This is a genomic window from Streptomyces sp. NPDC111656 (genome assembly GCF_055656965.1).
This window is the reverse complement of the sequence record NZ_JBVKCA010000024.1, coordinates 1-23,383: the sequence shown is the minus strand read 5'-3', so window position 1 is coordinate 23,383 and position 23,383 is coordinate 1. Positions and strand designations below refer to the sequence as shown.

Below are 23,383 nucleotides of genomic sequence, written 5' to 3'. Positions count from 1 at the left end.
CCCCGGCCCGTACTTCCAGCCTGTCCGGTGTCTGAGGACGAGGTCGGGGGCGGATGCCCCACCCACCCCCGTCCCACCCACTCACCCCGGCCGGCCGCATCTCCAGCCCGTCCGGCGTTTGAGGACGAGCCCTTCGGGCGATCGGGGGTCCGGGGGCGGAGCCCCTGGGGATGATGGGGGTCCCCCCTGCTCGAGCGAAGCCGAGAGCTTGGGGGAGGGTAGGGGCGGCGGGGGCGAGAGACTCTCGGCCCGCACCGGGACGACTACAGTCGCCCGATATCCCCCCGCGGCATCCGCGGAACCCGCCGCGCAGGCGCCCGCCCCGACAACAGAATCAACCGAGCCGCCCGATGCCGCTGCCCGGCATACGGCTCCAACAGCGAAAGCATCACGGAGTCGTCCGCATCCCGATCCCCCGCCAGCGCATACCCCACGATCCCCGGCAGATGAAGATCCCCCACGGTCACCGAATCCGCCGCACCATGACTCCGCTGCACGGTCTCCGCCGAAGTCCACGGCCCGATCCCGGACACCAACTCCAACCGAGCCTGCGCAGCCCCCGGCTCCATCCCCACCGCCTCCTCAAGCCGCCCCGCCACCCGAACGGCCCGCAGAATCGTCGAGGCCCGCTTGTTGTCGACCCCGGCTCGATGCCACTCCCAAGAGGGAATCAGCGCCCACGTCCGCGGCTCCGGCATGACGGACATCCGCTCCGGCGCGGGCCCCGGCGCAGGCTCCCCGAACTTCCGTACGAGCAACCGCCACGCCCGATACGCCTCGTCCGTCGTGACCTTCTGCTCCAGAACGGACGGAATGAGCGACTCCAGCACCAGCCCGGTACGCATCAGCCGCAACCCCGGCCGCCGATGCCGCGCGACGGCGACCAGCCGATGACGAGGCTCGAAGGCATCGGGATCGTCGGCCGCGCCGAGCATCTCGGGGAGCTGTTCGAGCAGCCATTTGCTCCCCGGCCCCCACGCCTCGCCCCGCACCACCCCACCCCGCGCCGAGACCCGCAACGTACCGGCCCCGGCGGGCGTCCGGCTGGCCCGCCACACGGCCCCGTCCGGCGTCGCACGGAAGGTCGGATCGCCGGGTCCACGGCGCAGCGGCCCGAGCACCAGCCCGAGATCGACCGGCCAGGGCGGCGTCCAGGTGCGCGTACGCCCAGGTGCGACCGCCTGCCGAGGCACCCCGCCGGAAGCATCCGCGGGCACGGCGACATGCCCGCCGCGCACAGTCGTACGCGTCGGCCGAGGAGCGAAACGTCCAGCCACGAAAGGGGTCCTAGGAAACTCGGGGTGCCCTACGAGAGTAGGCGCTTGGTCTCACCGCACCTCGACAAACGCCCCGGCATCCCGCTCGGGCCGAGCCCGAGGCTCCTCCGCCGCATGTCCGACCGCCACGGCCCCCATCGGATCCCACCCCTCCGGCAGCTCCAGCACGTCCCGTACGACATCGCGGCAGAACATCGTCGACGACACCCACGCGGACCCGAGCCGCTCCCCGGCGAGCGCGACGAGGAAGTTCTGCACCCCCGCTCCGACGGCGACCACGAACATCTCCCGCTCGGCCCCGTCCCGCCGCGGATCGCCGTATGTGTGCGACCCGTCCATGACGAGACACGGCACCACGAGGTACGGAGCGTTGCGCAGCACATCACCGCGCCGCACCCGCTTGGCGATCGACTCCTCGCTCTTCCCGTCCCGCCGCAGATCCGCGATCCACGCGTCGCGCATGGCGTCGAGCAGCCGCGTACGCGACTCCTCGGACTCCAGGAGCACGAACCGCCAGGGAGTGGTGTGATGCGGCGCGGGAGCGGTGACGGCCGCGGCCACGGCCCGCCGCACGGCGCCCGGATCCACCGGCTCGTCGGTGAAGGCCCGTACGGTACGCCGCTGGGTCACGGCCTCCCGTACGGCCTCCGACGTGCCGAGCCGGAACATGTCGTCGCGCGCGCCCCGCACCATCGCCCGTGTCCCCTCCCCGTCGTCCTCGGCCACCACGTGGGGCAGTCCGCGCACGACGGCGACGGGCAGCCCGGAGGCCTTGCCCTTGACCAGGTCACCGGCGGCGGCGAGCTCGTCGGCGGTGGCGACGACGGTGGCGCTCAGCGGATTGCCGTGCGCGTCGGTGCCGCCACGCAGATCGTCCAGCACCCGTACACCCGCGGCGCCGATGGCGACATCGGTGAGCCCGGTGCGCCAGGGCCGCCCGAACGTGTCGGTGATCACGACGCCGACGTCGACCCCGAGGGTGTCGCGCAGCTCGTCCCGGATGGCCCGCGCGGACGCGTCGGGATCCTCGGGCAGCAACAGGACGGTGCCGGCCGGGGTGTTGGAGGCGTCGACCCCGGCGGCGGCCATCACGAGCCCCTGCCGGTTCTCGACGATCCGCAGGGCCCCGCGGCGCGCCACGACCCGTACGGTCTCGGCGTCGATGGCGGCCTCTCGGTCGGTGGCCTCGACCAGGCGCCCCTCGGCCTTGGACACGATCTTCGAGGTGACGAGGAGAACGTCCCCGTCGACCAGCCCGGGCGCGGCGACGGCGATCAACTTGCCGAGGTCGTCACCCTGTCGCACCTCGGGGAGCCCGGGCAGCGCCCAGACCCGGTAACCGGGAGAGGCGACGGAGGCGTCCCCCTCCTGATCGCCCGCGCGCCCTTGTCCGGGAGCGTGTTCGGGAACATCTTCCGGAACTTGTTCCGGAGAAGCCGGAGAGAGCCGTCCGCTCACGACTCCCGCACCTCCTCCGCCAGCGTCAGCGCCTCGCGCGCCATCTGTGCCGCGGTGTCCAGGTCGGACATCATCAGCGGCACGGCCCGGCACCGGATCCCGGCCGCCTCGACCTGCTCCACGGCGGACGCGTCCACCGTGTCGACGAGCCAGCCGTCGAGGAGCCCCGAGCCGTAGTGCTCGGCGACCGCCGTGGCCGTGGACTCGACGCCGACCGCCGCCAGCACCTTGTCGGCCATGCCTCGCACGGGCGCGTCGCCGACGATGGGGGAGAGGCCCACGACGGGCACGCCCGCGTCGGCGATGGCCTCCCGGATGCCGGGCACGGCGAGGATCGTGCCGATGGACACGACCGGGTTGGACGGCGGGAAGAGGATGACGTCCGCCTCCGCGACGGCTTCCAGGACACCCGGTGCGGGCTTGGCCTGCTCGGCGCCCACCGGCACCACGGCCTCGGCCGGCACGGATGCCCGCAGCCGCACCCAGTACTCCTGGAAGTGGATCACCTTGCGCTGTCCGTCGATCTCGACGGCGACATGGGTCTCCACGCGGTCGTCGGACATGGGAATCAGCCGGACGCCCGGTTTCCAGCGGTCGCACAGGGCTTCCGTGACCGCGCTGAGCGGATAGCCCGCGCTCAGCATCTGCGTCCGCACGATGTGCGTCGCGAAGTCGCGGTCGCCGAGCCCGAACCACTCGGGCCCGACCCCGTAGGCCGCGAGCTCCTCCTTGAGATGGAAGGTCTCGTCGGTCCGGCCCCAGCCCTGTTCCTCGTTGATGCCGCCGCCGAGCGTGTACATCACCGTGTCGAGGTCCGGGCAGACCTTCAAGCCGAAGAGATGGATGTCGTCGCCGGTGTTGCCGATGACCGTGATGTCCGCGTCCGGCACGGCCCGCTGGAGACCACGCAGGAACCGGGCACCACCGATACCGCCTGCCAGAACCACAATGCGCATGGGGTTCAGTCTGGCAGGCGGGTACGACAACGCGTGAGGCGGTTACGAGACCGCGGGCGCCCTCAGGCCGTGACGACGGCCGGGGCGCACTGGGCCGAATGCATCGGCATCTCGGTAAGACCCGGGTAGTAAACGTGCAGGCTCACGGCCGGTTCCAGGGAGTCGTTCACGACCTCGTGGATGTACCCCGGCGCGAACACCCGCTGGGATCCTGCCCCCAACGCGCGGGTCTCGCGCTCCGTGCGCTCGGTCAACGCGCCCTCCAGGACGGTGAGTACGCCGGAGGAGCGCCCGTGGTCGTGGAGTCCGCTGCCCTGTCCGGGCACCCAGGACAGCAGCCACACCTCGTAGCCGGGTCCGGTGCGCAGCCGGTGGTACCAGCGGGAGGTCGCGTCGTACTGGACGAGGTGCTCCCACTGGGAGCGCTCGGCGGCGATGGAGCGAGCCAGGCCGACGAACTCGGACACGGTGGCGGGGTGCTCGCGCGGCGGCTGGAGCAGGTGCGGTACTTCGAGGATGTCGCCGGCGATCTGGAGGTCGCTGTCGCTGTTCATGGGTGCGGTGGTTCCTCGGCGGAGAGCTGGGGTGTCGCGGGGCCGTTTCCGTCCGGATCACGGACGGGGAGGGTGCCCTGGTACGGGCGATCGCCCCGGAAGCGGGGCGGGGATTCGCCTCAGTGGCGGCGAGGCAGCCGGAGCGCGGTACGGCTCAACAGCTGGGACAGCAACAACAGCTACAGCGAGCGTGGGCAGCACCGCGGGACCCGGCGGTGCGGGTCGAGGTGAGTGCCAAGTTCGCGAGCATGCCCATAAGGACATCGGTTCACACCTCGACTGTCAACTTCATGTCCGCTATGTGGGAAATGTTTCACCTCATCCGGTTCATCTGTATGGCGAAAGGTTTGCTCTGGAGCCACCCCGGACACATGGCGCACAACCGGGCGCGCAAACCTCGATGCGATCCCGTGATCCAAATGTGATCCGGTTCTCTTCGGAGTTCGCGTCGGAACGAGATCGAACTTCTGGGCGTCCTTCCCGGTGGCGGGTCGGGAGTCCGGACGGGCCCTTTGGGGCTGTCAGGGTTTATGCCGATTTGAACACTTTCCGCATAGCCTTGGTTCCGCAGAGTGAATAAGGGGCCCAATAGCAGATCTCGGCTTGACTGGCCCGGATCGGCACACTTGTAATTTCACTCGTGTCGTTCAGCCGAAATCGGTAACGGCAGCATCACGGGGACGCGAAAGACAGACGAGGGGCGCACATGACCGAGCTGGTGCAGCAACTGCTGGTCGACGACGCGGACGAGGAACTCGGCTGGCAGGAGCGCGCGCTGTGCGCCCAGACCGACCCCGAGTCCTTCTTCCCCGAGAAGGGCGGCTCCACCCGCGAGGCCAAGAAGGTCTGTCTCGCCTGTGAGGTCCGCTCCGAGTGCCTGGAATACGCGCTCGCCAACGACGAGCGGTTCGGCATCTGGGGCGGTCTGTCCGAGCGCGAGCGCCGCAGGCTGAAGAAGGCCGCCGTCTGACCGCACGGCGCGCACCCCTCGTACCGATACCGGCAGGTAAGAACGGCCCGTCGCAGGTGGGTTATCCACAGGCGGCGGGCCGCTGTGTTGCCCAGCCGTTAGTGTGGGCCCTCGTCCGAGACGTCCCGCTGTCCCCGCCGGACACAGGCGTCCACCGCAGTCCATCGAACCGGGGCCCGTACCTCGATGTCCGTGCACAGCCATTCGGCAGTCCCACACGACGCCGCCACACCTGAGTTTCCGCGCCACGTGGTGACCGCGGTCCTCGTCTCCCACGACGGCGCCCGCTGGCTGCCCGAAGCGCTCGCCGGGCTGCTCGGCCAGGAGCGCCCGGTGCAGAACGCCGTGGCGGCCGACACCGGCAGCGCGGACGACTCCGCCCAGCTGCTGACCGACGCACTCGGCGCCGACCGGGTGCTGCACCTCGCCCGGCGCACCGGCTTCGGCCAGGCCGTCGAGGAGGTCACCCGCGGCGCCGGTGTGCTCACGCCGGACGACCTGCCCTATCTGAAGCGCCCCAGCGGCTGGGACCCGGTCACCCGGACCTGGCGCGACGACGCCTACGACATGCCGGAGCTCCCGCACGGCGAGCCCGAGCAGTGGCTCTGGCTGCTGCACGACGACAGCGCCCCCGAGCCCGACGCCCTGGCCCAGCTGCTCCGGGTCGTGGAGAGCGAGCAGGAGCTCGGCAGGGAAGTCGCCGTGGTCGGCCCCAAGCTCCGCGGCTGGTACGACCGGCGAGCGCTCCTGGAGGTCGGCGTCACCATCGCCAACTCCGGCCGCCGCTGGACGGGCCTGGACCGCCGCGAGCAGGACCAGGGCCAGCACGACCACGTCCACCCCGTGCTCGCCGTGTCCACCGCCGGCATGCTGATCCGCCGCGACGTCTACGAGGAACTCGGCGGATTCGACCGCCGACTGCCCCTGATGCGTGACGACGTCGACCTGTGCTGGCGCGCCCAGGCCGCCGGACACCGCGTCCTCGTCGCCCCCGAAGCGGTCGTCCGGCACGCCGAGGCCGCCTCCCGCGAGCGCCGCACCGTCGACTGCGTGGGCCGCACCGCCGCCTCCCCGCACAAGGTCGACAAGGCGGGTGCCGTCTACACCCTCCTCGTCAACGCACGTACGGCACAGCTGCCCTGGATCCTGATCCGGCTCGTCCTCGGCACCCTGCTGCGCACCGTCGCCTACCTCGTGGGCAAGGTCCCCGGACAGGCCGTCGACGAGATCCGCGGCCTGCTGGGAATCCTGCTGCGCCCCGAGCGGATCCTCGCGGGCCGCCGCAGACGCGGTCGCCCCCAGGTCGACAAGGGCGAACTGCGCCCGCTGTTCCCGCCGCCCGGCGCCACCGTGCGCGCCACGGTCGAGCAGGTCGCGGGCAACTTCATGGGCAGCGACGACCCCGACGCCACCACCGGCGCCGGACGGCACGGCGGCGCCGTCGAGTCCGGACCCGGCGGCGACGACGCCGACTTCCTGCAGATCGAGCAGTTCGCCCGGCTCAAGCGCATCGCCCGCAACCCCGGCCCGATGCTCTTCCTGGTGCTGCTGTTCGTCTCCCTCCTGGCCTGCCGCGGCCTGCTCGGCAGCGGGTCGCTCGCGGGCGGCGCGCTGCTGCCCGCGCCCGCCGACGCCTCCGAGTTGTGGTCGCGCTACGTCGACGGCTGGCACCCGGTGGGCGCCGGCGGCACGGAGACCGCGCCGCCGTACCTCGCGCTCGTCGCCCTGCTGTCCTCCCTGCTCCTCGGCTCCACCGGGCTCGCGGTCACCGTGCTCCTGGTGGCCTCCGTCCCGCTGGCCGGCTTCGCCGCGTACTTCGCCTCACGCCCCCTCGTCGAGTCGCGCCTGCTGCGCGCCTGGGCGTCCGTGGCGTACGCCTTCCTGCCCGCCGCCGCCGGCGCCCTCGCCGGCGGCCGCATCGGCACCGCCGTCCTCGCGATCCTGCTGCCGCTCATCGCGCGCGCGGGCATCGCCGCCAGCGGGCTGGCCCACTCCTCCGGCGCGCGCGGCAGCTGGCGCGCCACCTGGGCGTACGCCCTCCTGCTGACGTTCACCACGGCGTTCACGCCGATCGTGTGGCCCATCGCGCTGGTCCTCGGAATCGCCCTCCTCGTAGTGCGCCGAAGGGAAATCACCGCCTACGGGCCGCGATACCTGGCCCAGCTCGGCACCCCGCTGCTGGTCCTCGCCCCCTGGTCGCTGACCCTGCTCCCGTTCGGCTTCTTCAAGGAAGCCGGGATGCCCTACGGCGCGAGCGCGGCCTCCGCGCTCGACCTGCTCGGCGCCAGCCCCGGCGGTTCCGGCACGGTCAGCGGGCTGATGCTCATCGGCATCGTGCTGGCGGCGCTGGCCGCCCTGATGCGCAGCGAGCGGCAGCGAGCGGCGTGGGCCGCCTGGGTCGTCGCCCTGGTGGCGCTCGTCTTCGCCGTGCTGTCCAACAAGTCGGCCTGGGCGGGACCCGCCACCCTCGTCTACGGCGTCGCACTGCTCGCCGCCGCCACCATCGGCGCCGACGGGGCACGCGCGCGGGTGGCCGAGCAGAGCTTCGGCTGGCGCCAGCCGGTCGCCGCGCTCATCGCGTTCGCCTCGGCCGCAGGCCCGCTGCTGCTGGCCGCCGGATGGGTCCTCGGCGGCGCCGACGGCCCCGTGGAGCGTCGCGACCCGGTGCAGGTGCCCGCGTTCGTCGCCGAGGAGAGCGGTACCCGCGACCAGGCCCGCACCCTCGTCCTCGACAGCGACTCCGGCGCCCGCGTCGGCTACACCCTCGTCCGCGGCTCCGGCGCCCGCATGGGCGACGGCGAACTCGCGGCCGAGGGCGGCGAGAACGAGAAGCTCGACAAGGTCGTCGCCAACCTCGTCGCGGGCTCCGGCGCCGACCAGGCCGACCAGCTCGGCGGCTTCGCCGTGCGCTACGTCCTGGTCCGCAAGGGCGCGCCCCGCGAGATGAGCCGTGTCCTGGACGCCACCCCGGGCCTGACCCGGCTCAGCCAGCAGGACGGCAGCGCCCTGTGGCGCCTGGACAGCCAGGTCTCGCGCGCCTCGATCGTCCCCAAGTCCGGCGAGGCCCTGTCCATCGCCGCCGGGCCGGTCGAACTGCACACCACCATCCCCTCCGGGGGAGAGGGCCGAGTGCTGCGTCTCGCCGACACGGCCGACGTGGGCTGGACGGCGACCCTGGACGGAAAGCCGCTCACCCGCACCACCGTCGACGGCTGGGCGCAGGGCTTCGAACTGCCCGCGAGCGGCGGCAGGCTGGACGTCACCTTCGACGCCCCGATGAGCCACACCGGCTGGCTGTGGGCCCAGGGCGCGCTCGCCGTCGTCCTGGTGGTCCTCGCCCTGCCCGGGCGGCGCCGTGACGTCGACGACGACCTCCCCGACGAGCCGGTCGTCCCCGCCCAGGACGTCACGGGCGAGGGCCGCCGCGCCCGCCGCCTGCGCGCCCAGGCCGAGGCCGAGGCGGAGCAGTCCGACCAGGCCGTCCAGGAAGAGGGCGCCCTTCCTCCTCCGGAGGAGGAGGCCGAGCAGACGCCCGTATCGGTCCCGCAGCAGCAGGCGTACGACGAGTGGGACGCATCGACCTACGCGGGCGCCGAGTACGACACCTACGGCGGCGAGCAGTACCAGGGCCAGCAGCAGTACCCGGCGGGCACCTACGAGCAGCAGCCGTACCAGGCGGACCCCTACCAGGCGGGCCAGTACGACCCGTACGCCTACGGGGGCACGGCGCCGTACGACCCGATGCAGACCTACCAGGGCTACGACGGGACCGGCCAGGGCTACGACGCCGCCTACGACCCGAACACGCCTCCGCAGCCGCCGCACGGCACCGACAGTGAGCGCCCCGACGGGAGCCAGCAGTGAACCGCACCACCCTGTCCCTGATCGCCGGCGCGACCGCGCTCGCCGCCGTCACCGGATTCGCCTCGCTCAACGCGCCGGCCGCCTCCGGCGACAACGCCGCCAAGGCGGCCACCCAGCAGCCCGTTGAGCGCACCAGCCTGCTCTGCCCGCAGCCCAGCACCTCCGAGATCGCGGAGACGTCGTACACGTCGTACACGCCCGTCACCCAGGGCGCCGCCGACAGCGGCAAGGCCGAACTGCAGGCCGCGGCCGTGGAGTCGGCGGACTCCGCGAGCGGCAAGAAGACCGGCAAGAAGACCGTGAAGCCCGCCCTGAAGCCGGCGGAGCCCGGCAAGCCGGCCATTGGTGACGGCTCCGGAGCCGAGCCGCCCGCCCTCGTCGGCACCGCCGAGGGCAAGTTCGCGCCCGGCTGGACCGTCCAGGAGACCACCGCGGTCGCCGCGGGCACCGGCCGCGGTCTGCTCGGCACCAACTGCACCGCTCCGGACACCGAGTTCTGGTTCCCGGGCGTCAGCACCGCCACCGGCCGCACCGACTATGTGCACTTGACCAACCCCGACGACTCGGCGGCCGTCGTCGACGTCGAGCTGTACGGCAAGGACGGCACCCTCAAGTCCACGGTGGGCGAGGGCATCACGGTCCAGCCGCACGCCAGCGAGCCGATCCTGCTGAGCACGCTCGCGAGCGGGCAGCAGGCCGACCTCACCGTCCACGTGACCGTCCGCAGCGGCCGCGTCGGCGCCGCCGTCCAGGCCCTGGACGACAAGATCGGCGGGGACTGGCTGGCCGCCTCCACCGACCCGGCGGGCAGTCTCGTCATGCCGGGCATCCCCAAGGACGCCACGGCCGTACGGCTGGTCGCCTTCGCGCCCGGCGACCAGGACGCCGACCTGAAGGTCCGCCTCGCCTCGCCCTCGGGCCTGATCACACCGGCCGGCAACGAGACGCTGCACGTGAAGGCCGGCATGACCGCGGCGGCCGACCTCGGTGACGTCACGCGCGGCGAAGCGGGCTCCCTGGTGCTCACCTCCACCGGAACCTCGGCGCCGGTCGTCGCGGCCCTGCAGGTGGTGCGCGGCAAGGGCAGCAAGCAGGAGATGGCTTTCATCCCGGCCACCAGCCCGGTCGGCGGGCGCGCGACGGTCGCCGACAACAGCTCCAAGGGCACCACGCTCGCCCTGTCCGCCCCCGGCGGGAGCGCCCAGGTCAAGGTCACCGCGTCCGCCGGCAGCGAGGGCGGTACGGCGGCGACGAAGACGTACACGATCAAGGGCGGTACGACCCAGGACGTCGACGCACCGGTACCGGCCGGTCTCAAGGGGACGTACGCCCTGACGGTCGAGCCCGTCTCCGGAGGCCCCGTCTACGCCTCCAGGACCCTCGCCTCCGCCCGGGAGGGCGTCCCCGGGTTCACGATCCAGACCCTCCCGGACGACCGCGGGACGGTGGCGGTACCGGAGGCGGACCAGGATCTGTCGGTGCTGCTGAAGAAGTGATCGCGTACGGGTGATCCACCGGGTCCTCGAGGGGACCCGGTGGCGTCGCGACCGTCCTCCCAGAACTGCTCGGGCGGGTCTCAGTCCTCGCCGTAGCGCGGGTCCACCGTCTCCGGTGTCAGCCCCAGCAGCTCCGCGACCTGCTCCACGACGACCTCGTGCACCAGCGCCGCGCGCTCGTCGCGGCCCTTGGTGCGGATCTCGACCGGGCGACGGTAGACGACCACGCGCGCGGGATGGTCCTCGTACGCCGGGATCGTGCCGCCCAGGGGCACCGCCTCGTCGCTCCAGCCCTCGCCGGAGCCGTCGAGGCGCGGCACCTCGAGGACCATGAAGTCGATGTCGGCGAGTTGGGGCCAGCGCCGCTCCAGCCGCTCCACGGAGTCCTGCACCAGGTCCGCGAAGACCTCGGCGCGGCTCGCGGCGAGCGGCACCTGGGGCGGCGCGACGGGGCCGCGCATGCCCCTCCCGTGGCGATCACGACGGCGGGGCCCGGGTGCGGCGGCGGTGGGCGGTACGGGGGTGTCCATCACTGACGAAGAGTAGTCCCCACGAGGTCCGCGTGCCCGGCCCCCACGCGGCTGCCCGCGGCCCGGGGCAGGAAGCCCGGCGCACGTTCCGGATGTCGCAGGATGACCATTCCAGCCAAGCTTGGGCTCGATTCCGTATCCCTCCAGGACCGTCGCTCACATGGCAATTGACGTGGTTTGCACCAAGTGGTGACCGGATTCAGGTCTGTTCGGCATCTCGCCGCGGGATGTCGCCCCAGGTCAGGACGGGCGGTCCGAAGGCTTGTGTGGGCGGGCTCACAGCACGACACGGTGGGGTGACCTGGGGGAGAGTCGTCGCGGCCCGCTCAAGAGTGCGGTACCGTCCAACGTCGTGAGCCCTGTACGTCGCTGTTCGCGAACCGCTTGCGGCCGCCCCGCCGTCGCGACGCTGACGTACGTCTACGCCGACTCGACCGCGGTCCTCGGCCCGCTCGCCACCTACGCCGAGCCTCACTGCTACGACCTGTGCGCAGAGCACTCCGAGCGCCTCACCGCGCCGCGCGGCTGGGAGGTCGTCCGGCTCGCCGACGCCTCCGCTCCCTCCCGCCCCAGCGGTGACGATCTGGAAGCGCTCGCCAACGCGGTGCGCGAGGCGGCCAGGCCGCAGCAGCGCGCCGCCGAGGCCGGTGGCGGCGCCCGCTCGGCGGACCCGATGGAGGTCGCGCGCCGCGGCCACCTACGGGTGCTGCGCTCGCCGGACAACTGAGCGTCCGCCCCCTCCGTATCCAGGGTCGCCCCCCGAACTGCCTCCCTCGGCTCCACCGAGTCGTGCGCGCCATCGACGAGGCTTGTCGCGGCCACGACGATTTCCCCGCCCATGAGAAAACGCTTTCCGTATCGCGGAATCCAGGGAGGCGCCCGTGTACGTCCAGGAACTGGAACCCGTGGCCGACTCGCTCGGCCTCTCCGCCCCTGCGGTGACCCTGCCCCTCGTGATCGTCCTCGTCCGCCCAGGGGGCCGTTTTCGGCCTCTTCCCCATCCTGTGGATCGTCGTTACTTCGACGTCCTGCGCCGCTCGTTCGGGCGACTGTCCGACGGTCGGCGCAAGCAGAAGGGGCCGTGCGAAGCGCGTCGTTGAGGGGTGATGGTCGGGCGACGGGCGGGAGCGAGACCTGGGCGCCGGCCCCGGTGTGCGGAGTCGCCATCGCCGTCGCCCAGTTCGCCGCCTCGAACTACGTCTCCGCGCAACTCGCCGACATCGGCGCGTCCTTGGCGGGCGCCGCCGCCCTGGTCGCCGTACCGCACGCGCGCAGGCCCGCCGCCGAGCCCGTACAAGCGGCGGCTGGATGCTGCCCTGACGGCCGGATCCGAGCCCGTGCGTTACCCCCGGGTGACGGTTGGGGCTCTCAGATGACGGGTGGGCGTCCGATCGGCCCCTTCACGGCGGGCTGTCAGGCGGTACGGGTAGTTTGGGGCGACCGATGTGGACTTCTGGAAGGTTGGCCGTGACTGCTGATCTGTCGCAGCTCGTGAAGGCGTACGACGTACGCGGGGTGGTCCCGGACCAGTGGGACGAGTCGATGGCCGAGCTGTTCGGGGCGGCCTTCGTCCAGGTGACCGGAGCGGACGCCATCGTGATCGGGCACGACATGCGGCCCTCGTCGCCCGGCCTGTCGCGCGCCTTCGCGCGCGGGGCGGCGGCACGCGGTGTCGACGTGACCGAAATCGGCCTGTGCTCCACCGACCAGCTGTACTACGCGTCCGGTGCGTTCAACCTGCCGGGCGCCATGTTCACGGCCTCGCACAACCCCGCGCAGTACAACGGCATCAAGATGTGCCGCGCGGGCGCCGCCCCGGTCGGCCAGGACACCGGCCTGGCCGAGATCCGTGAACTCGTCGAGTCCTGGCTCGACTCGGGCCTCCCGGCCTCCGACGCGACGCCGGGAACGATCACGCGGCGTGACACGTTGGAGGACTACTCGGCGTACCTCCGCTCGCTCGTCGACCTGACCGACATCCGCCCCCTGAAGGTCGTGGTCGACGCGGGCAACGGCATGGGCGGGCACACGGTGCCGACCGTCTTCGCGGGCCTGCCCCTCGACCTCGTACCCATGTACTTCGAACTGGACGGCACGTTCCCGAACCACGAGGCGAACCCGCTGGACCCGGCGAACATCGTGGACCTCCAGCAGCGCGTGCGCGAGGAGAGCGCCGACATCGGCATCGCCTTCGACGGTGACGCGGACCGCTGCTTCGTCGTCGACGAGAACGGCGACCCGGTCTCCCCGTCCGCGATCACCGCCCTGGTCGCCGCCCGCGAACTCGGCAAGCACGGCGGCGGCACGGTCATCCACAACCTCATCACTTCTTGGTCGGTGCCCGAGGTCGTCCGCGAGCACGGCGGCACCCCGGTCCGCACCCGCGTCGGCCACTCCTTCATCAAGGCCGAGATGGCCCGCTCCGGCGCGATCTTCGGCGGCGAGCACTCCGCGCACTACTACTTCCGCGACTTCTGGAACGCGGACACGGGCATGCTGGCCGCCCTGCACGTCCTCGCCGCCCTCGGCGGCCAGGACGGCCCGCTCTCCCAGCTCGTCGCCGAGTACGACCGCTACGTCGGCTCCGGCGAGATCAACTCCACGGTCGACGACCAGGCGGCCCGCCTCGCCACGATCAAGGCCGCGTACGAGGGCCGCGAGGGTGTCACCATCGACGAGCTCGACGGTCTGACCGTCACCTTGGACGACTCGTGGTTCAACGTCCGCCCCTCCAACACGGAGCCCCTCCTCCGCCTGAACGCCGAAGCGAAGGACGAGCCGACGATGGCGAAGCTACGGGACGAGATCCTGCACATCATCAGAGGCTGACCCCCTCCCGGGGCGCCGTTTCCGCCCGACGGTTGCTCGGCCGCGGGTGGGTGGGGGCTGGTCGCGCAGTTCCCCGCGCCACTAAAAGCCTCGGTCCGCACGGCGTTGCGAGGCCGGGGCCGGGTCCGAAAACCAGTCCCCATCCACCCCAGGCCACCCCCAGCCACCCGGAACTCAAGTACCAGCTCGAGGACAAGGCCGAAGGCCGTACCCCACCCACCCTGTCCACCCACCCACCCCGGCCCGTACTTCCAGCCTTTTCGGTGTCTGAGGATGAGCCCGGGGGCCGATGCCCCCACCCACCCCGGCCCGCTTCTTTCAGCCCGTCCGGCGTTTGAGGACGGGCCCTTCGGGCGATGCGGGGGTCCAGGGGGCGCAGCGCCCCTGGCGGGGGTGAGGGGGCGGAGCCCCTGGGGATGATGGGGGTCCCCCCTGCTCGAGCGAAGCCGAGAGCTTGGGGGAGGGTAGGGGCGGCGGGGGCGAAATCACCACGTCCACACACCCCGGCACCCCACTCCCCACAGCGGTACGCTGACCAGGCCGCATCCACCCCCGTTCGAAAGGACACCCCATGCCGCTCGAAGCCGGCCTCCTGGAGATCCTCGCCTGCCCGGCCTGCCACGCCCCGCTCAAGGAGCAGGAGAGCGAGTTGCTCTGCACGGGCCAGGACTGCGGCCTCGCCTACCCCGTCCGCGACGGCATCCCCGTTCTCCTCGTCGACGAGGCCCGCCGCCCCGGTTAAGCACCCCCACCGGCGACACCCACCCCACAGGCGAATCAGGCGACAGAGGCAACACACCGGCGATCGGGAGGCTGCCGACCCATGCTCGACGAATCGCTGCTCGACGACCCAGAAGCGCTCGCCCGCGCCGACCGTCGCGAGCTGCTCCGGGGCGCCGCGGAGGCCGGCGCCCGCGTGCGTACCGCAGTCCGGCACGCCGCGGAAGCCGGAATCGCGGAACTGAAGCCGGACGGCCGCCCACGCGCCGTCCTGATCGCCGGCCCCGGCCTGGCCGCCACCGGCGTCGCCGAACTGCTCGGCACCCTCGCCGGAGCCAGCTGCCCCCTCACCCGGCTCACCCCCACCGGCGTCGCCCCCGCGTCCGGCGCCCTCCGCTGGGAACTGCCCGGCTGGGCAGGCCCGGTGGACCTCCTGCTGATCGCCACCCCCGACGGCAGCGAACCAGGCCTCGAACTCCTGGTCGAGCAGGCATACCGGCGCGGCTGCTCCGTCGTAGCGGTGGCCCCCGCCGGCACCCCGATCGTGGAAGAGGTACAGGGCACGCACGGCCTGTTCGTACCGATGGCGACCGCCCCGTACGAGCCGACCGAACCCCTCGCGGCCTCCGCCCCCGGCGTCCTGTGGGCCCTGCTCACCCCGCTGCTCCTGCTGCTGGACCGCACCGGCCTGGTCTCCGCCCCGCCCGAGGCGCTGGAGAAGGTCGCCGACCGCCTGGACCGCGTCGCCGAACGCTGCGGCCCGGCCATCGCGCCCTACGGCAACCCGGCCAAGACGCTCGCCGCCGATCTTGCCGAAGTACTCCCGGTGATCTGGACGGAAGGCACCTCCGCGGGCCCCGCGGGCCGCCGCTTCACCGCCGCGCTCGCGGAACTCGCCGGCCGCCCCGCCATCACCGCGGAACTCCCCGAGGCACTCGCCGCCCACAGCGTCCTGCTCTCGGGCGCGCTGGCCGCGGCCGCCGACCCCGACGACTTCTTCCGCGACCGCGTCGAGGAGCAGCAGGTCCTCCACGCACGCGTGGTCCTCCTGCGCGACCGCCCGGCCGGCGGCCTCACCGCCGCCCCGGCCGCCCGCGAGCTCGCCCTCAGCCACGACACCGCTCTCAGCGAACTCGAACCCGAGGAGGGCCCCGAACTGGAGACCCTCGCGGAACTGATCGCCGTCACGGATTTCGCCGCCGTTTACCTGGCGCTCGCTTCAGGGGCCTGATCTTGTAGCCAAGCATCCCGGGTCGGCCTCGGCCGACCCGGGACCCTTGACCAGCGCAGCGCACCTACGGAGAGAACGACACACATGGATCGCCTCGAAAACACCGTCCGTCCCTACGCCTGGGGCTCGACCACCGCCATCCCGCGGCTGCTCGGCGTCGAGCCGACCGGTGAACCGCAGGCGGAGATGTGGATGGGCGCCCACCCGGGCGCGCCCTCCCGCACGGCGCGCGGCCCCCTCGACGAGGTCATCGGCGAGGACCCCGAGAAGGAACTCGGCCGCGCGGCCGTCGCCAAGTTCGGCCCCCGCCTGCCGTTCCTGCTCAAGATCCTCGCGGCGGGCGCGCCGCTCTCCCTCCAGGTGCACCCCAACCTCGAACAGGCGAAGGAGGGGTACGAGGACGAGGAGCTCCGCGGCGTCCCGATAACGGCCTCGCACCGCAACTACAAGGACGCCAACCACAAGCCCGAACTGATCTGCGCCCTCACCGAGTTCGACGGCCTGTGCGGCTTCCGCAACCCCGACGAGACCGCCGAACTGCTCGCCGGCCTGGACGTCGACTCCCTCAAGCCGTACGTCGACCTCCTGCACGCCCACCCGGAGGACGCGGCGCTGCGCGAGGTCCTGACGGCGGTGCTGAGCGCGGACCCCGACGACATGGCCCACACGGTCACCGAGGTCGCGGCCGCCTGCGCCCGCCTCGGCGGCGCCTACGCCCCCTATGCCGACCTCGCCCACCACTACCCGGGCGACCCCGGCGTGATCGCCGCGATGCTCCTCAACTACGTCCAGCTCCAGCCCGGCGAGGCGCTGTTCCTCGGCGCCGGCGTCCCGCACGCCTACCTGAACGGCCTCGGCGTCGAAATCATGGCCAACAGCGACAACGTCCTGCGCTGCGGCCTGACCCCCAAGCACGTCGACGTCCCCGAACTCCTGCGCGTCGTCCGCTTCGAGGCGGGCGACCCCGGCGTCCTGCGCCCGGAGGCGTCCCCCGACGGCGAGGAGGTCTACGCGACCCCCATCGACGAGTTCCGCCTCTCCCGGTACGCCCTCGCGGAGGGCGCCACCCCGCACGACCTCACGCGCGACACCCCGCAGATCCTGCTCTGCACGTCGGGTTCCGTACGCGCCGACGGCAACACGCTCGCCCCCGGCGAGTCGGTCTTCGTACCGGCGGGCGAAAAGGCAGAGGTGTCCGGTTCCGGCACGATCTTCCGTGCGACAGTGGTGGCCTGACGAGGCGACTGTGGCGGCCAGACGTACCGCCGTCGGACCGGGCTGCAACAATGGCCCACCGCAAAGGGCGGGCAAAGCCCGGACCGGCGTACGAGCGTACGAACGGGGCCCGGACGGCGTACGAAGGGACAGCAGGAGCACATGAGCGCTTCAGGCGGCACCAGGGCGATCGTGGCGGCACTCGGCGCCAATCTCGCGATCGCGGCATCGAAGTTCGTGGCGTTCGCGTTCAGCGGCTCGTCCTCGATGCTCGCCGAGGGCGTCCACTCGCTCGCCGACTCCGGCAACCAGGCCCTGCTCCTGATCGGTGGCAAGAAGGCCCAGCGCGAGGCGACCCCCCAGCACCCCTTCGGGTACGGTCGCGAGCGCTACATCTACGCCTTCCTCGTCTCGATCGTCCTCTTCTCGGTCGGCGGCATGTTCGCCGTCTACGAGGGCTACGAGAAGATCAAGCACCCGCACGAGATCGAGCACTGGTACTGGCCGGTGGGCGTCCTGGTGTTCGCGATCATCGCCGAGGGCTTCTCCTTCCGTACGGCCATCAAGGAGTCCAACGAACTGCGGGGCTCGCACTCCTGGTCGCAGTTCATCCGCCGCGCCAAGGCCCCCGAGCTGCCGGTCGTCCTCCTGGAGGACTTCGGCGCGCTCATCGGTCTGGTCCTCGCCCTCGGCGGCGTCGGCCTCGCCCTGCTCACGGACGACGGCGTCTGGGACGGCATCGGCACGCTCTGCATCGGCATCCTGCTCATCCTGATCGCGCTGGTCCTCGCCGCCGAGACCAAGTCCCTCCTGCTGGGCGAGGCCGCGGGCGTCGAAGAGGTCAAGAAGATCGAGGCCTCGATCGTCGACGGCCACACGGTCACCGGCATCATCCACATGCGCACGCTCCACCTCGGCCCGGAGGAGCTCCTGGTCGCCGCGAAGATCGCCGTCCAGCACGACGACACGGCCGCCGAGGTCGCCACCGCGATCAACGCCGCCGAGTCCCGCATCCGCGCCGCCGTCCCGATCGCCCGCGTGATCTACCTGGAGCCGGACATCTACAGCGAGGCGGAGGCCGCAAAGGGCCCGAACCCCGAAGCGACCCCCGGGGGCCCCGCCCAGACACCTTCCGAGCACTGACCCACCCGGTACTCACCCCCTGGCAGTCACCCGCCCGAAGACGAGCCGCACACCCTGTCCGCAACGATCGTTGGCCGGAGGCGGACTGGGGCGGCCCGGGGCGACCGGTGTAGCTTGGTGGCTGAGCCAGACGTCGCTGCTGATGGCGGTCGGGCGGTCCCACCGCGGACCGGCCGAGGGAGAGAGGGCCTCCGACGGACTGCGCTGCGCGCACCAGGCACTCCTGTGCCCTGCTGCGGGGCATGTCCGTGCCCTGCTCGGGCATGCGTATGCCCCGCGCCGCGCAGACAGCCGTATCCACCTCGCCCCAATCCAGACCCCGAGGAGCAGCTCGTCATGACGACTGTCGACAACCGACAGGACTTCAAGGTCGCCGACCTCTCCCTGGCCGAGTTCGGCCGCAAGGAGATCACCCTCGCCGAGCACGAGATGCCCGGCCTGATGTCGATCCGCAAGGAGCACGCCGCCACGCAGCCCCTCGCGGGCGCCCGCGTCACCGGCTCCCTGCACATGACGGTGCAGACCGCCGTCCTCATCGAGACCCTCGTCGCCCTCGGCGCCGAGGTCCGCTGGGCCTCCTGCAACATCTTCTCCACCCAGGACCACGCCGCCGCCGCCATCGCGGTCGGCCCGAACGGCACGCCCGACAACCCGCAGGGTGTCCCGGTCTTCGCCTGGAAGGGCGAGACCCTGGAGGAGTACTGGTGGTGCACGGAGCAGGCTCTGACCTGGCCGAACACTCCCACCGGCGGCCCGAACATGATCCTGGACGACGGCGGTGACGCCACCCTCCTCGTCCACAAGGGCGTCGAGTACGAGAAGGACGGCAAGGTCCCGTCCGTGGACACCGCCGAGTCCGAGGAGCACCGCTTCATCCTCGAACTCCTGCACCGCACCATCACCGACGGCTCGCAGAAGTGGACCCAGCTCGCCTCGGAGATCCGCGGCGTGACCGAGGAGACCACGACCGGTGTCCACCGTCTCTACGAGATGCACCGCGACGGCACCCTCCTGTTCCCGGCGATCAACGTGAACGACGCCGTCACCAAGTCGAAGTTCGACAACAAGTACGGCTGCCGCCACTCCCTGATCGACGGCATCAACCGCGCCACCGACGTCCTCATCGGTGGCAAGACCGCAGTCGTCCTCGGCTACGGCGACGTGGGCAAGGGCTGCGCGGAGTCCCTGCGCGGCCAGGGCGCCCGGGTGATCATCACCGAGATCGACCCGATCTGCGCCCTGCAGGCGGCGATGGACGGTTACCAGGTCACGACCCTCGACGAGGTCGTCGACAAGGGCGACATCTTCGTCACCACGACCGGCAACAAGGACATCATCATGGCCTCGGACATGGCCAAGATGAAGCACCAGGCGATCGTCGGCAACATCGGTCACTTCGACAACGAGATCGACATGGCCGGCCTCGCGAAGATCCCGGGCATCGTCAAGGACGAGGTCAAGCCGCAGGTTCACACCTGGAAGTTCCCCGACGGCAAGGTGATCATCGTCCTGTCCGAGGGCCGCCTGCTGAACCTGGGCAACGCCACCGGCCACCCCTCGTTCGTGATGTCCAACTCGTTCGCGGACCAGACCCTGGCCCAGATCGAGCTGTTCACCAAGCCCGACGAGTACCCGACCGACGTCTACGTGCTGCCCAAGCACCTCGACGAGAAGGTCGCCCGCCTCCACCTCGACGCCCTCGGCGTCAAGCTCACCACGCTCCGCCCGGAGCAGGCCGCGTACATCGGCGTAGAGGTCGAGGGCCCGTACAAGTCGGACCACTACCGCTACTGAGCACCCCGCCGAGCAGCGGCACCACCGCTCGGCGTACGGATGTCAGCAGGCCCCCGCCCCCGTGGCGGGGGCCTGTCCCCGATGAGGACCTGAACGCCCATGCCACGCGGTCGTTATTCGCTCCATGATCCGCACGATCACACCCCCCTCGCCGAAGAACACTTCCACTGCGCGCCCGGCCCCTCCGGCTGGCGCTACGTCTCGCAACTGACCACCCCCTCCGGCGACCATGCCGGCTCGGTCGACCTCGCCCTCGACGAACTCGGCCGCCCCATCCGTCTCGAACTGCACGCCGCGAGCTGGCAGGTCCGTGGCGCCGCCCTCGACGGCGTGACCTGGGTCCGCACCGACCCCACCGGCACCGAGGCCACCGAAGGCAATGTCCGCGCCCACGCCTTCACCGGCACATCCCCCGCCTTCCTCGTCGCCACCGCCCGTCTGCTGCGCCTCACCCCCGATGCCTCCGCAACCCGCGTACGCCTCGTAGCCTTCACCGACCCGGTCCTCGCCCCGCGCACCGTCGACCAGTCCTGGGCCTTGATCTCGAGAGAAACACACGCCACTGACAACGGCCCCCTGACCGTGGACGAATACCAGGTCACAGCCCTGGACACGGGGGAGCAGCACGCCGTACACCTTGCGGGAGACGTTGTCCTGGCGGCGCCAGGCGTGGAGCTCGAGCACCTCGAATCCCCGCCGTCGGTCTTCGCCTGACGACGCCGGGACACCGTTCGGGCGGGTTCAGGCGGGCGGCGCGAACCCGGTCGACGGCCGTTCGACCGGCTCGTCCCGCGGTGCCGCGGGCGGCGGCGCCTGCTGCGCCGACGCTGCCGGGCCTTCCGAGGCCGGGGACCCGGACGGATACGGGTCCCGCGCCGAAGCGGGCGAGGAGGCACCCGCCTGCGGATAGGCCTGCGGATAGACCTGCGGATAGGAGTGAGCGCCTGGCTGCCCCAGGACAGGGCCGCCGCCCGCGCCGGGCATCCCTGCGACGAACCCGCCCTGGCCCCCGGGCACCGCCGGAGCGCTCCCGCCGCCGAAGGCCCGCCGAGCGTCCCGCGCCTGCCGTTCCTGCACCACGGCCGCCAGATAGGCGGCCGCCGGCACCCCGTGCGGCGCCGGAGCCCCTGTACGGGCGGCCAGATCGGACGCGAGCCGCTCCGCCATCGCCCCGCCGACCTGAGGGTCCAGCTGCCGCATCCGCGTCAAGTACTGACGAATGGCCAGCCACAGGCCGTCCGGCACGGCCGACAGATCAAGTCCGGAGAACCGCCCCGCCAGCCAGGGCGGCGGCGGAGGCACGAAGGCCGTATGTCCGACGGGAATCCGTTCCCGCACGACGAGGGTCCCCGCGAACACGTCACCGAGCCGCCGCCCCCGAGCCGACACGAGCGAGGCGATGCACGCGATGATCCCGAACGTCATCAGAATCTCGACCACACCGATCGCGCCACGCACCAACGCGTGCCGGAACCGGATCGGCCCCCCGTCGTCCCTCACCACCCGCAGCCCGAAGGCCAGCTTCCCCAGCGAGCGGCCGTGACTCAGCGTCTCCACCGCGATCGGGCCGCCCACCAGCAGCAGAACGAAACTCGCGATCGACACCGCGATCCGCGCCGCATCGTCCAAGGCCGCCGTCGCGGCCAGCAGGCCGATGGTGACGATCAGATAGGCGGTCATCGACACGGCCAGATCGAGCAGCACGGCCAGCGCCCGGCTCGGCAGTTTCGCGGGGCGCAGCTCCAGCGCCACCGCCTCGCCCGTCACTAGCTCACTCACACTTGCCGTCCTTCCCCTGACCTGCCCTGAGATCGGTCAGTCTGCCAAGCTGAGGGCGCATCGCGCCGCAGTACGACAAGCTGACACGCAGTACGAGAGGACGAGGAGCAGCAGAACCGATGGACCTCGACGTCTTCGTGTCCGCCCACCGCGCCGAGTGGGACCGTCTCGACGCCCTGCTGCGCCGCCAACGCCGGCTCACCGGAGCCGAGGCCGACGAACTCGTCGCCTTGTACCAACGTACGGCCACGCACCTCTCCCTGATCCAGTCCAGCGCGCCGGATCCGCAGCTCACCGGTCGTCTGAGCCAACTGGTGGCACGCGCGCGTGGTGCCGTGACAGGGAACCGTCGCGCCTCCTGGCGCGATGTCACCCGCTTCCTCACTCAGGGTTTCCCGGCGGCGGTATACCGCTCCCGCCACTGGTGGGTCCCCACGGCGCTCCTGTCGACCCTGGTCGGCGTCGTCCTTGGGTGGTGGATAGGCACGCACCCCGAGGTCCAGTCCTCGATCGCGGCTCCCAGCCAGCTGCGCCAGCTCACACGCCCCGGCGGCGAGTACGAGACCTACTACTCGAGCCACCCGGCCGCGTCCTTCGCGGCCCAGGTCTGGACGAACAACGCCCAGGCGGCCGCGATGTGCCTGGTCCTGGGCATCTTCCTGGGGCTACCGGTTCTCTGGATCCTCTTCCAGAACATGCTCAACCTCGGCGTGGGGATAGGCCTGATGTCGTCGGCGGGCCGCCTCGACACCTTCCTGGGCTTGATCCTTCCGCACGGCCTGCTGGAACTGACCGCCGTCTTCGTGGCCGCGGGCACCGGTCTGCGACTGGGATGGACCCTGATAGACCCGGGCCCCCGCTCGCGCCGTACGGCACTCGCCGAAGAGGGCCGCGCCGCTCTCGGCATGGCCATCGGCCTGGCCCTGATCCTCTTCGTCTCGGGCGCCATCGAAGGCTTCGTCACCCCGTCCGGTCTCCCCACCTGGGCCCGTGTCGGCATAGGAATCACCGCTGAACTGGCCTTCCTCGCGTACGTCTATGTCCTGGGCGGTCGCGCCGTGCGGGCCGGCGACACCGGTGACGTCGACGAGTCCGAGCGCAGCGCGACTCTTCCGACGGCCGCCTGATGTGCGTTCACCTCCGTTGACCTGCTAGTCTCCTCTTCGCCGCACAGGAACCGTTGACACGGAGCCGGTGGGGAGGTAGATTCGAACAGTTGCCTAGAGCTGGACAAGTCCAGACGGTGGCAGTTAGGATCTGCCAGCTTCTTGTGAATGCGATTCCCGAGAAGCACCTCCGATTATTCAGGACTGAGTGGCCGGTAAGGCCGGTCAAAAACTTCTGATAAAGTCGGACTCGCCGAAAGAGAGCCGGAAGGCAATCAAATAGGCAAAGGCCCCTCCAGCGGCCACCGGAAATGAATTCCGACCGGAAACGGAACGGAAAACGGATCTGGTAAGGTTGGAAACACAGAAGGGAAGCGCCCGGAGGAAAGCCCGAGAGGGTGAGTACAAAGGAAGCGTCCGTTCCTTGAGAACTCAACAGCGTGCCAAAAATCAACGCCAGA

19 protein-coding genes and 1 pseudogene are annotated in these 23,383 nt (G+C 71.4%); 14 read left to right on the top strand and 6 right to left on the bottom strand.

Going from position 1 to position 23,383, the window contains the following annotated elements; translation table 11 throughout:
* Positions 1 to 263: 263 nt before the first annotated feature.
* The 4 genes from ACZ7M3_RS43760 to ACZ7M3_RS43745 all read right to left on the bottom strand — a co-directional run bounded on the left by ACZ7M3_RS43760 (position 264) and on the right by ACZ7M3_RS43745 (position 4,245).
* On the bottom strand, positions 264 to 1,277 hold the full coding sequence (locus ACZ7M3_RS43760; RefSeq protein WP_472071299.1) for a DNA-3-methyladenine glycosylase family protein: 1,014 nt from the start codon (positions 1,275 to 1,277) through the stop codon (positions 264 to 266).
* Between the two features lie 51 nt (positions 1,278 to 1,328).
* Positions 1,329 to 2,828: a coenzyme F420-0:L-glutamate ligase gene (locus ACZ7M3_RS43755; protein ID WP_472071297.1), complete on the bottom strand. Its 1,500-nt coding sequence runs from the start codon at positions 2,826 to 2,828 to the stop codon at positions 1,329 to 1,331.
* Positions 2,732 to 3,691 (bottom strand): 2-phospho-L-lactate transferase, encoded by a 960-nt coding sequence (gene cofD / locus ACZ7M3_RS43750; RefSeq protein ID WP_355308025.1) that lies wholly within the window; start codon positions 3,689 to 3,691, stop codon positions 2,732 to 2,734. The genes ACZ7M3_RS43755 and cofD overlap by 97 nt, the downstream gene beginning before the upstream one ends.
* Positions 3,692 to 3,753: 62 nt before the next feature.
* Entirely contained in the window at positions 3,754 to 4,245 is a 492-nt protein-coding gene (locus tag ACZ7M3_RS43745; protein ID WP_472071295.1) for a cysteine dioxygenase, read from the bottom strand.
* Between the two features lie 706 nt (positions 4,246 to 4,951).
* Here ACZ7M3_RS43745 and ACZ7M3_RS43740 point away from each other — a divergent pair.
* The 3 genes from ACZ7M3_RS43740 (at position 4,952) to ACZ7M3_RS43730 (ending at position 10,575) form a co-directional block, all read left to right on the top strand.
* The gene (locus tag ACZ7M3_RS43740; RefSeq protein WP_003975777.1) at positions 4,952 to 5,215 is read left to right on the top strand and encodes a WhiB family transcriptional regulator; all 264 of its coding nucleotides are present in this window, start codon (positions 4,952 to 4,954) and stop codon (positions 5,213 to 5,215) included.
* A 186-nt stretch (positions 5,216 to 5,401) separates the two neighbouring features.
* On the top strand, positions 5,402 to 9,079 hold the full coding sequence (locus ACZ7M3_RS43735; RefSeq protein ID WP_472071293.1) for a glycosyltransferase family 2 protein: 3,678 nt from the start codon (positions 5,402 to 5,404) through the stop codon (positions 9,077 to 9,079).
* A complete protein-coding gene (locus tag ACZ7M3_RS43730) occupies positions 9,076 to 10,575 on the top strand; it encodes a DUF5719 family protein (RefSeq protein ID WP_472071291.1) in 1,500 nt (499 codons plus the stop codon). The genes ACZ7M3_RS43735 and ACZ7M3_RS43730 overlap by 4 nt, the downstream gene beginning before the upstream one ends.
* Positions 10,576 to 10,655: 80 nt before the next feature.
* Here ACZ7M3_RS43730 and ACZ7M3_RS43725 read toward each other — a convergent pair whose 3' ends face one another.
* A complete protein-coding gene (locus tag ACZ7M3_RS43725; protein WP_095854295.1) occupies positions 10,656 to 11,105 on the bottom strand; it encodes a metallopeptidase family protein in 450 nt (149 codons plus the stop codon).
* Between the two features lie 352 nt (positions 11,106 to 11,457).
* Here ACZ7M3_RS43725 and ACZ7M3_RS43720 point away from each other — a divergent pair, with 352 nt between their 5' ends.
* From ACZ7M3_RS43720 to ACZ7M3_RS43675, 10 genes and pseudogenes are all read left to right on the top strand, one after another.
* Entirely contained in the window at positions 11,458 to 11,832 is a 375-nt protein-coding gene (locus ACZ7M3_RS43720) for a DUF3499 domain-containing protein (protein ID WP_054229213.1), read from the top strand.
* Positions 11,833 to 11,986: 154 nt separating this feature from the next.
* Positions 11,987 to 12,205 carry a hypothetical protein gene (locus ACZ7M3_RS43715; protein ID WP_472071289.1) on the top strand — a complete coding sequence of 73 codons (219 nt, stop codon included), beginning with the start codon at positions 11,987 to 11,989 and terminating at the stop codon, positions 12,203 to 12,205.
* 5 nt (positions 12,206 to 12,210) lie between these two features.
* Positions 12,211 to 12,408, top strand: a pseudogene (locus ACZ7M3_RS43710) (L-lactate permease); the annotation flags it as partial.
* A gap of 164 nt (positions 12,409 to 12,572) precedes the next feature.
* The gene (locus tag ACZ7M3_RS43705; protein WP_452977100.1) at positions 12,573 to 13,934 is read left to right on the top strand and encodes a phosphomannomutase/phosphoglucomutase; all 1,362 of its coding nucleotides are present in this window, start codon (positions 12,573 to 12,575) and stop codon (positions 13,932 to 13,934) included.
* Positions 13,935 to 14,505: 571 nt separating this feature from the next.
* On the top strand, positions 14,506 to 14,676 hold the full coding sequence (locus tag ACZ7M3_RS43700; protein WP_075027380.1) for a Trm112 family protein: 171 nt from the start codon (positions 14,506 to 14,508) through the stop codon (positions 14,674 to 14,676).
* Between the two features lie 81 nt (positions 14,677 to 14,757).
* The gene (locus tag ACZ7M3_RS43695) at positions 14,758 to 15,885 is read left to right on the top strand and encodes an SIS domain-containing protein (protein WP_355312450.1); all 1,128 of its coding nucleotides are present in this window, start codon (positions 14,758 to 14,760) and stop codon (positions 15,883 to 15,885) included.
* Positions 15,886 to 15,969: 84 nt separating this feature from the next.
* Positions 15,970 to 17,121: a mannose-6-phosphate isomerase, class I gene (manA, locus tag ACZ7M3_RS43690; RefSeq protein ID WP_472071287.1), complete on the top strand. Its 1,152-nt coding sequence runs from the start codon at positions 15,970 to 15,972 to the stop codon at positions 17,119 to 17,121.
* Between the two features lie 141 nt (positions 17,122 to 17,262).
* A complete protein-coding gene (locus tag ACZ7M3_RS43685) occupies positions 17,263 to 18,243 on the top strand; it encodes a cation diffusion facilitator family transporter (RefSeq protein WP_472071285.1) in 981 nt (326 codons plus the stop codon).
* Between the two features lie 336 nt (positions 18,244 to 18,579).
* Positions 18,580 to 20,037, top strand: coding sequence for an adenosylhomocysteinase (gene ahcY / locus ACZ7M3_RS43680; protein WP_472071283.1), 1,458 nt, complete (start codon positions 18,580 to 18,582; stop codon positions 20,035 to 20,037).
* A gap of 99 nt (positions 20,038 to 20,136) precedes the next feature.
* On the top strand, positions 20,137 to 20,751 hold the full coding sequence (locus ACZ7M3_RS43675; RefSeq protein WP_067376024.1) for a hypothetical protein: 615 nt from the start codon (positions 20,137 to 20,139) through the stop codon (positions 20,749 to 20,751).
* A 27-nt stretch (positions 20,752 to 20,778) separates the two neighbouring features.
* Here the strand turns inward: ACZ7M3_RS43675 and ACZ7M3_RS43670 are convergent, their stop codons facing one another.
* Positions 20,779 to 21,816, bottom strand: a complete 1,038-nt coding sequence (locus ACZ7M3_RS43670; protein ID WP_472071281.1) for an RDD family protein — start codon at positions 21,814 to 21,816, stop codon at positions 20,779 to 20,781.
* Positions 21,817 to 21,935: 119 nt separating this feature from the next.
* On the opposite strand from ACZ7M3_RS43670, the gene ACZ7M3_RS43665 reads away from it, so the two are divergent.
* Positions 21,936 to 22,943, top strand: coding sequence for a stage II sporulation protein M (locus ACZ7M3_RS43665; protein WP_472071279.1), 1,008 nt, complete (start codon positions 21,936 to 21,938; stop codon positions 22,941 to 22,943).
* Positions 22,944 to 23,383: the final 440 nt, after the last annotated feature.

Bases quoted from the DNA above. Each gene is read 5' to 3' on its own strand.
- cofD (WP_355308025.1), bottom strand. From the start codon at position 3,691: ATGCGCATTGTGGTTCTGGCAGGCGGTATCGGTGGTGCCCGGTTCCTG.
- ACZ7M3_RS43745 (WP_472071295.1), bottom strand. From the start codon at position 4,245: ATGAACAGCGACAGCGACCTCCAGATCGCCGGCGACATCCTCGAAGTA.
- ACZ7M3_RS43740 (WP_003975777.1), top strand. From the start codon at position 4,952: ATGACCGAGCTGGTGCAGCAACTGCTGGTCGACGACGCGGACGAGGAA.
- ACZ7M3_RS43735 (WP_472071293.1), top strand. From the start codon at position 5,402: ATGTCCGTGCACAGCCATTCGGCAGTCCCACACGACGCCGCCACACCT.
- ACZ7M3_RS43725 (WP_095854295.1), bottom strand. From the start codon at position 11,105: ATGGACACCCCCGTACCGCCCACCGCCGCCGCACCCGGGCCCCGCCGT.
- ACZ7M3_RS43700 (WP_075027380.1), top strand. From the start codon at position 14,506: ATGCCGCTCGAAGCCGGCCTCCTGGAGATCCTCGCCTGCCCGGCCTGC.
- ACZ7M3_RS43695 (WP_355312450.1), top strand. From the start codon at position 14,758: ATGCTCGACGAATCGCTGCTCGACGACCCAGAAGCGCTCGCCCGCGCC.
- manA (WP_472071287.1), top strand. From the start codon at position 15,970: ATGGATCGCCTCGAAAACACCGTCCGTCCCTACGCCTGGGGCTCGACC.
- ACZ7M3_RS43685 (WP_472071285.1), top strand. From the start codon at position 17,263: ATGAGCGCTTCAGGCGGCACCAGGGCGATCGTGGCGGCACTCGGCGCC.
- ahcY (WP_472071283.1), top strand. From the start codon at position 18,580: ATGACGACTGTCGACAACCGACAGGACTTCAAGGTCGCCGACCTCTCC.
- ACZ7M3_RS43675 (WP_067376024.1), top strand. From the start codon at position 20,137: ATGCCACGCGGTCGTTATTCGCTCCATGATCCGCACGATCACACCCCC.
- ACZ7M3_RS43665 (WP_472071279.1), top strand. From the start codon at position 21,936: ATGGACCTCGACGTCTTCGTGTCCGCCCACCGCGCCGAGTGGGACCGT.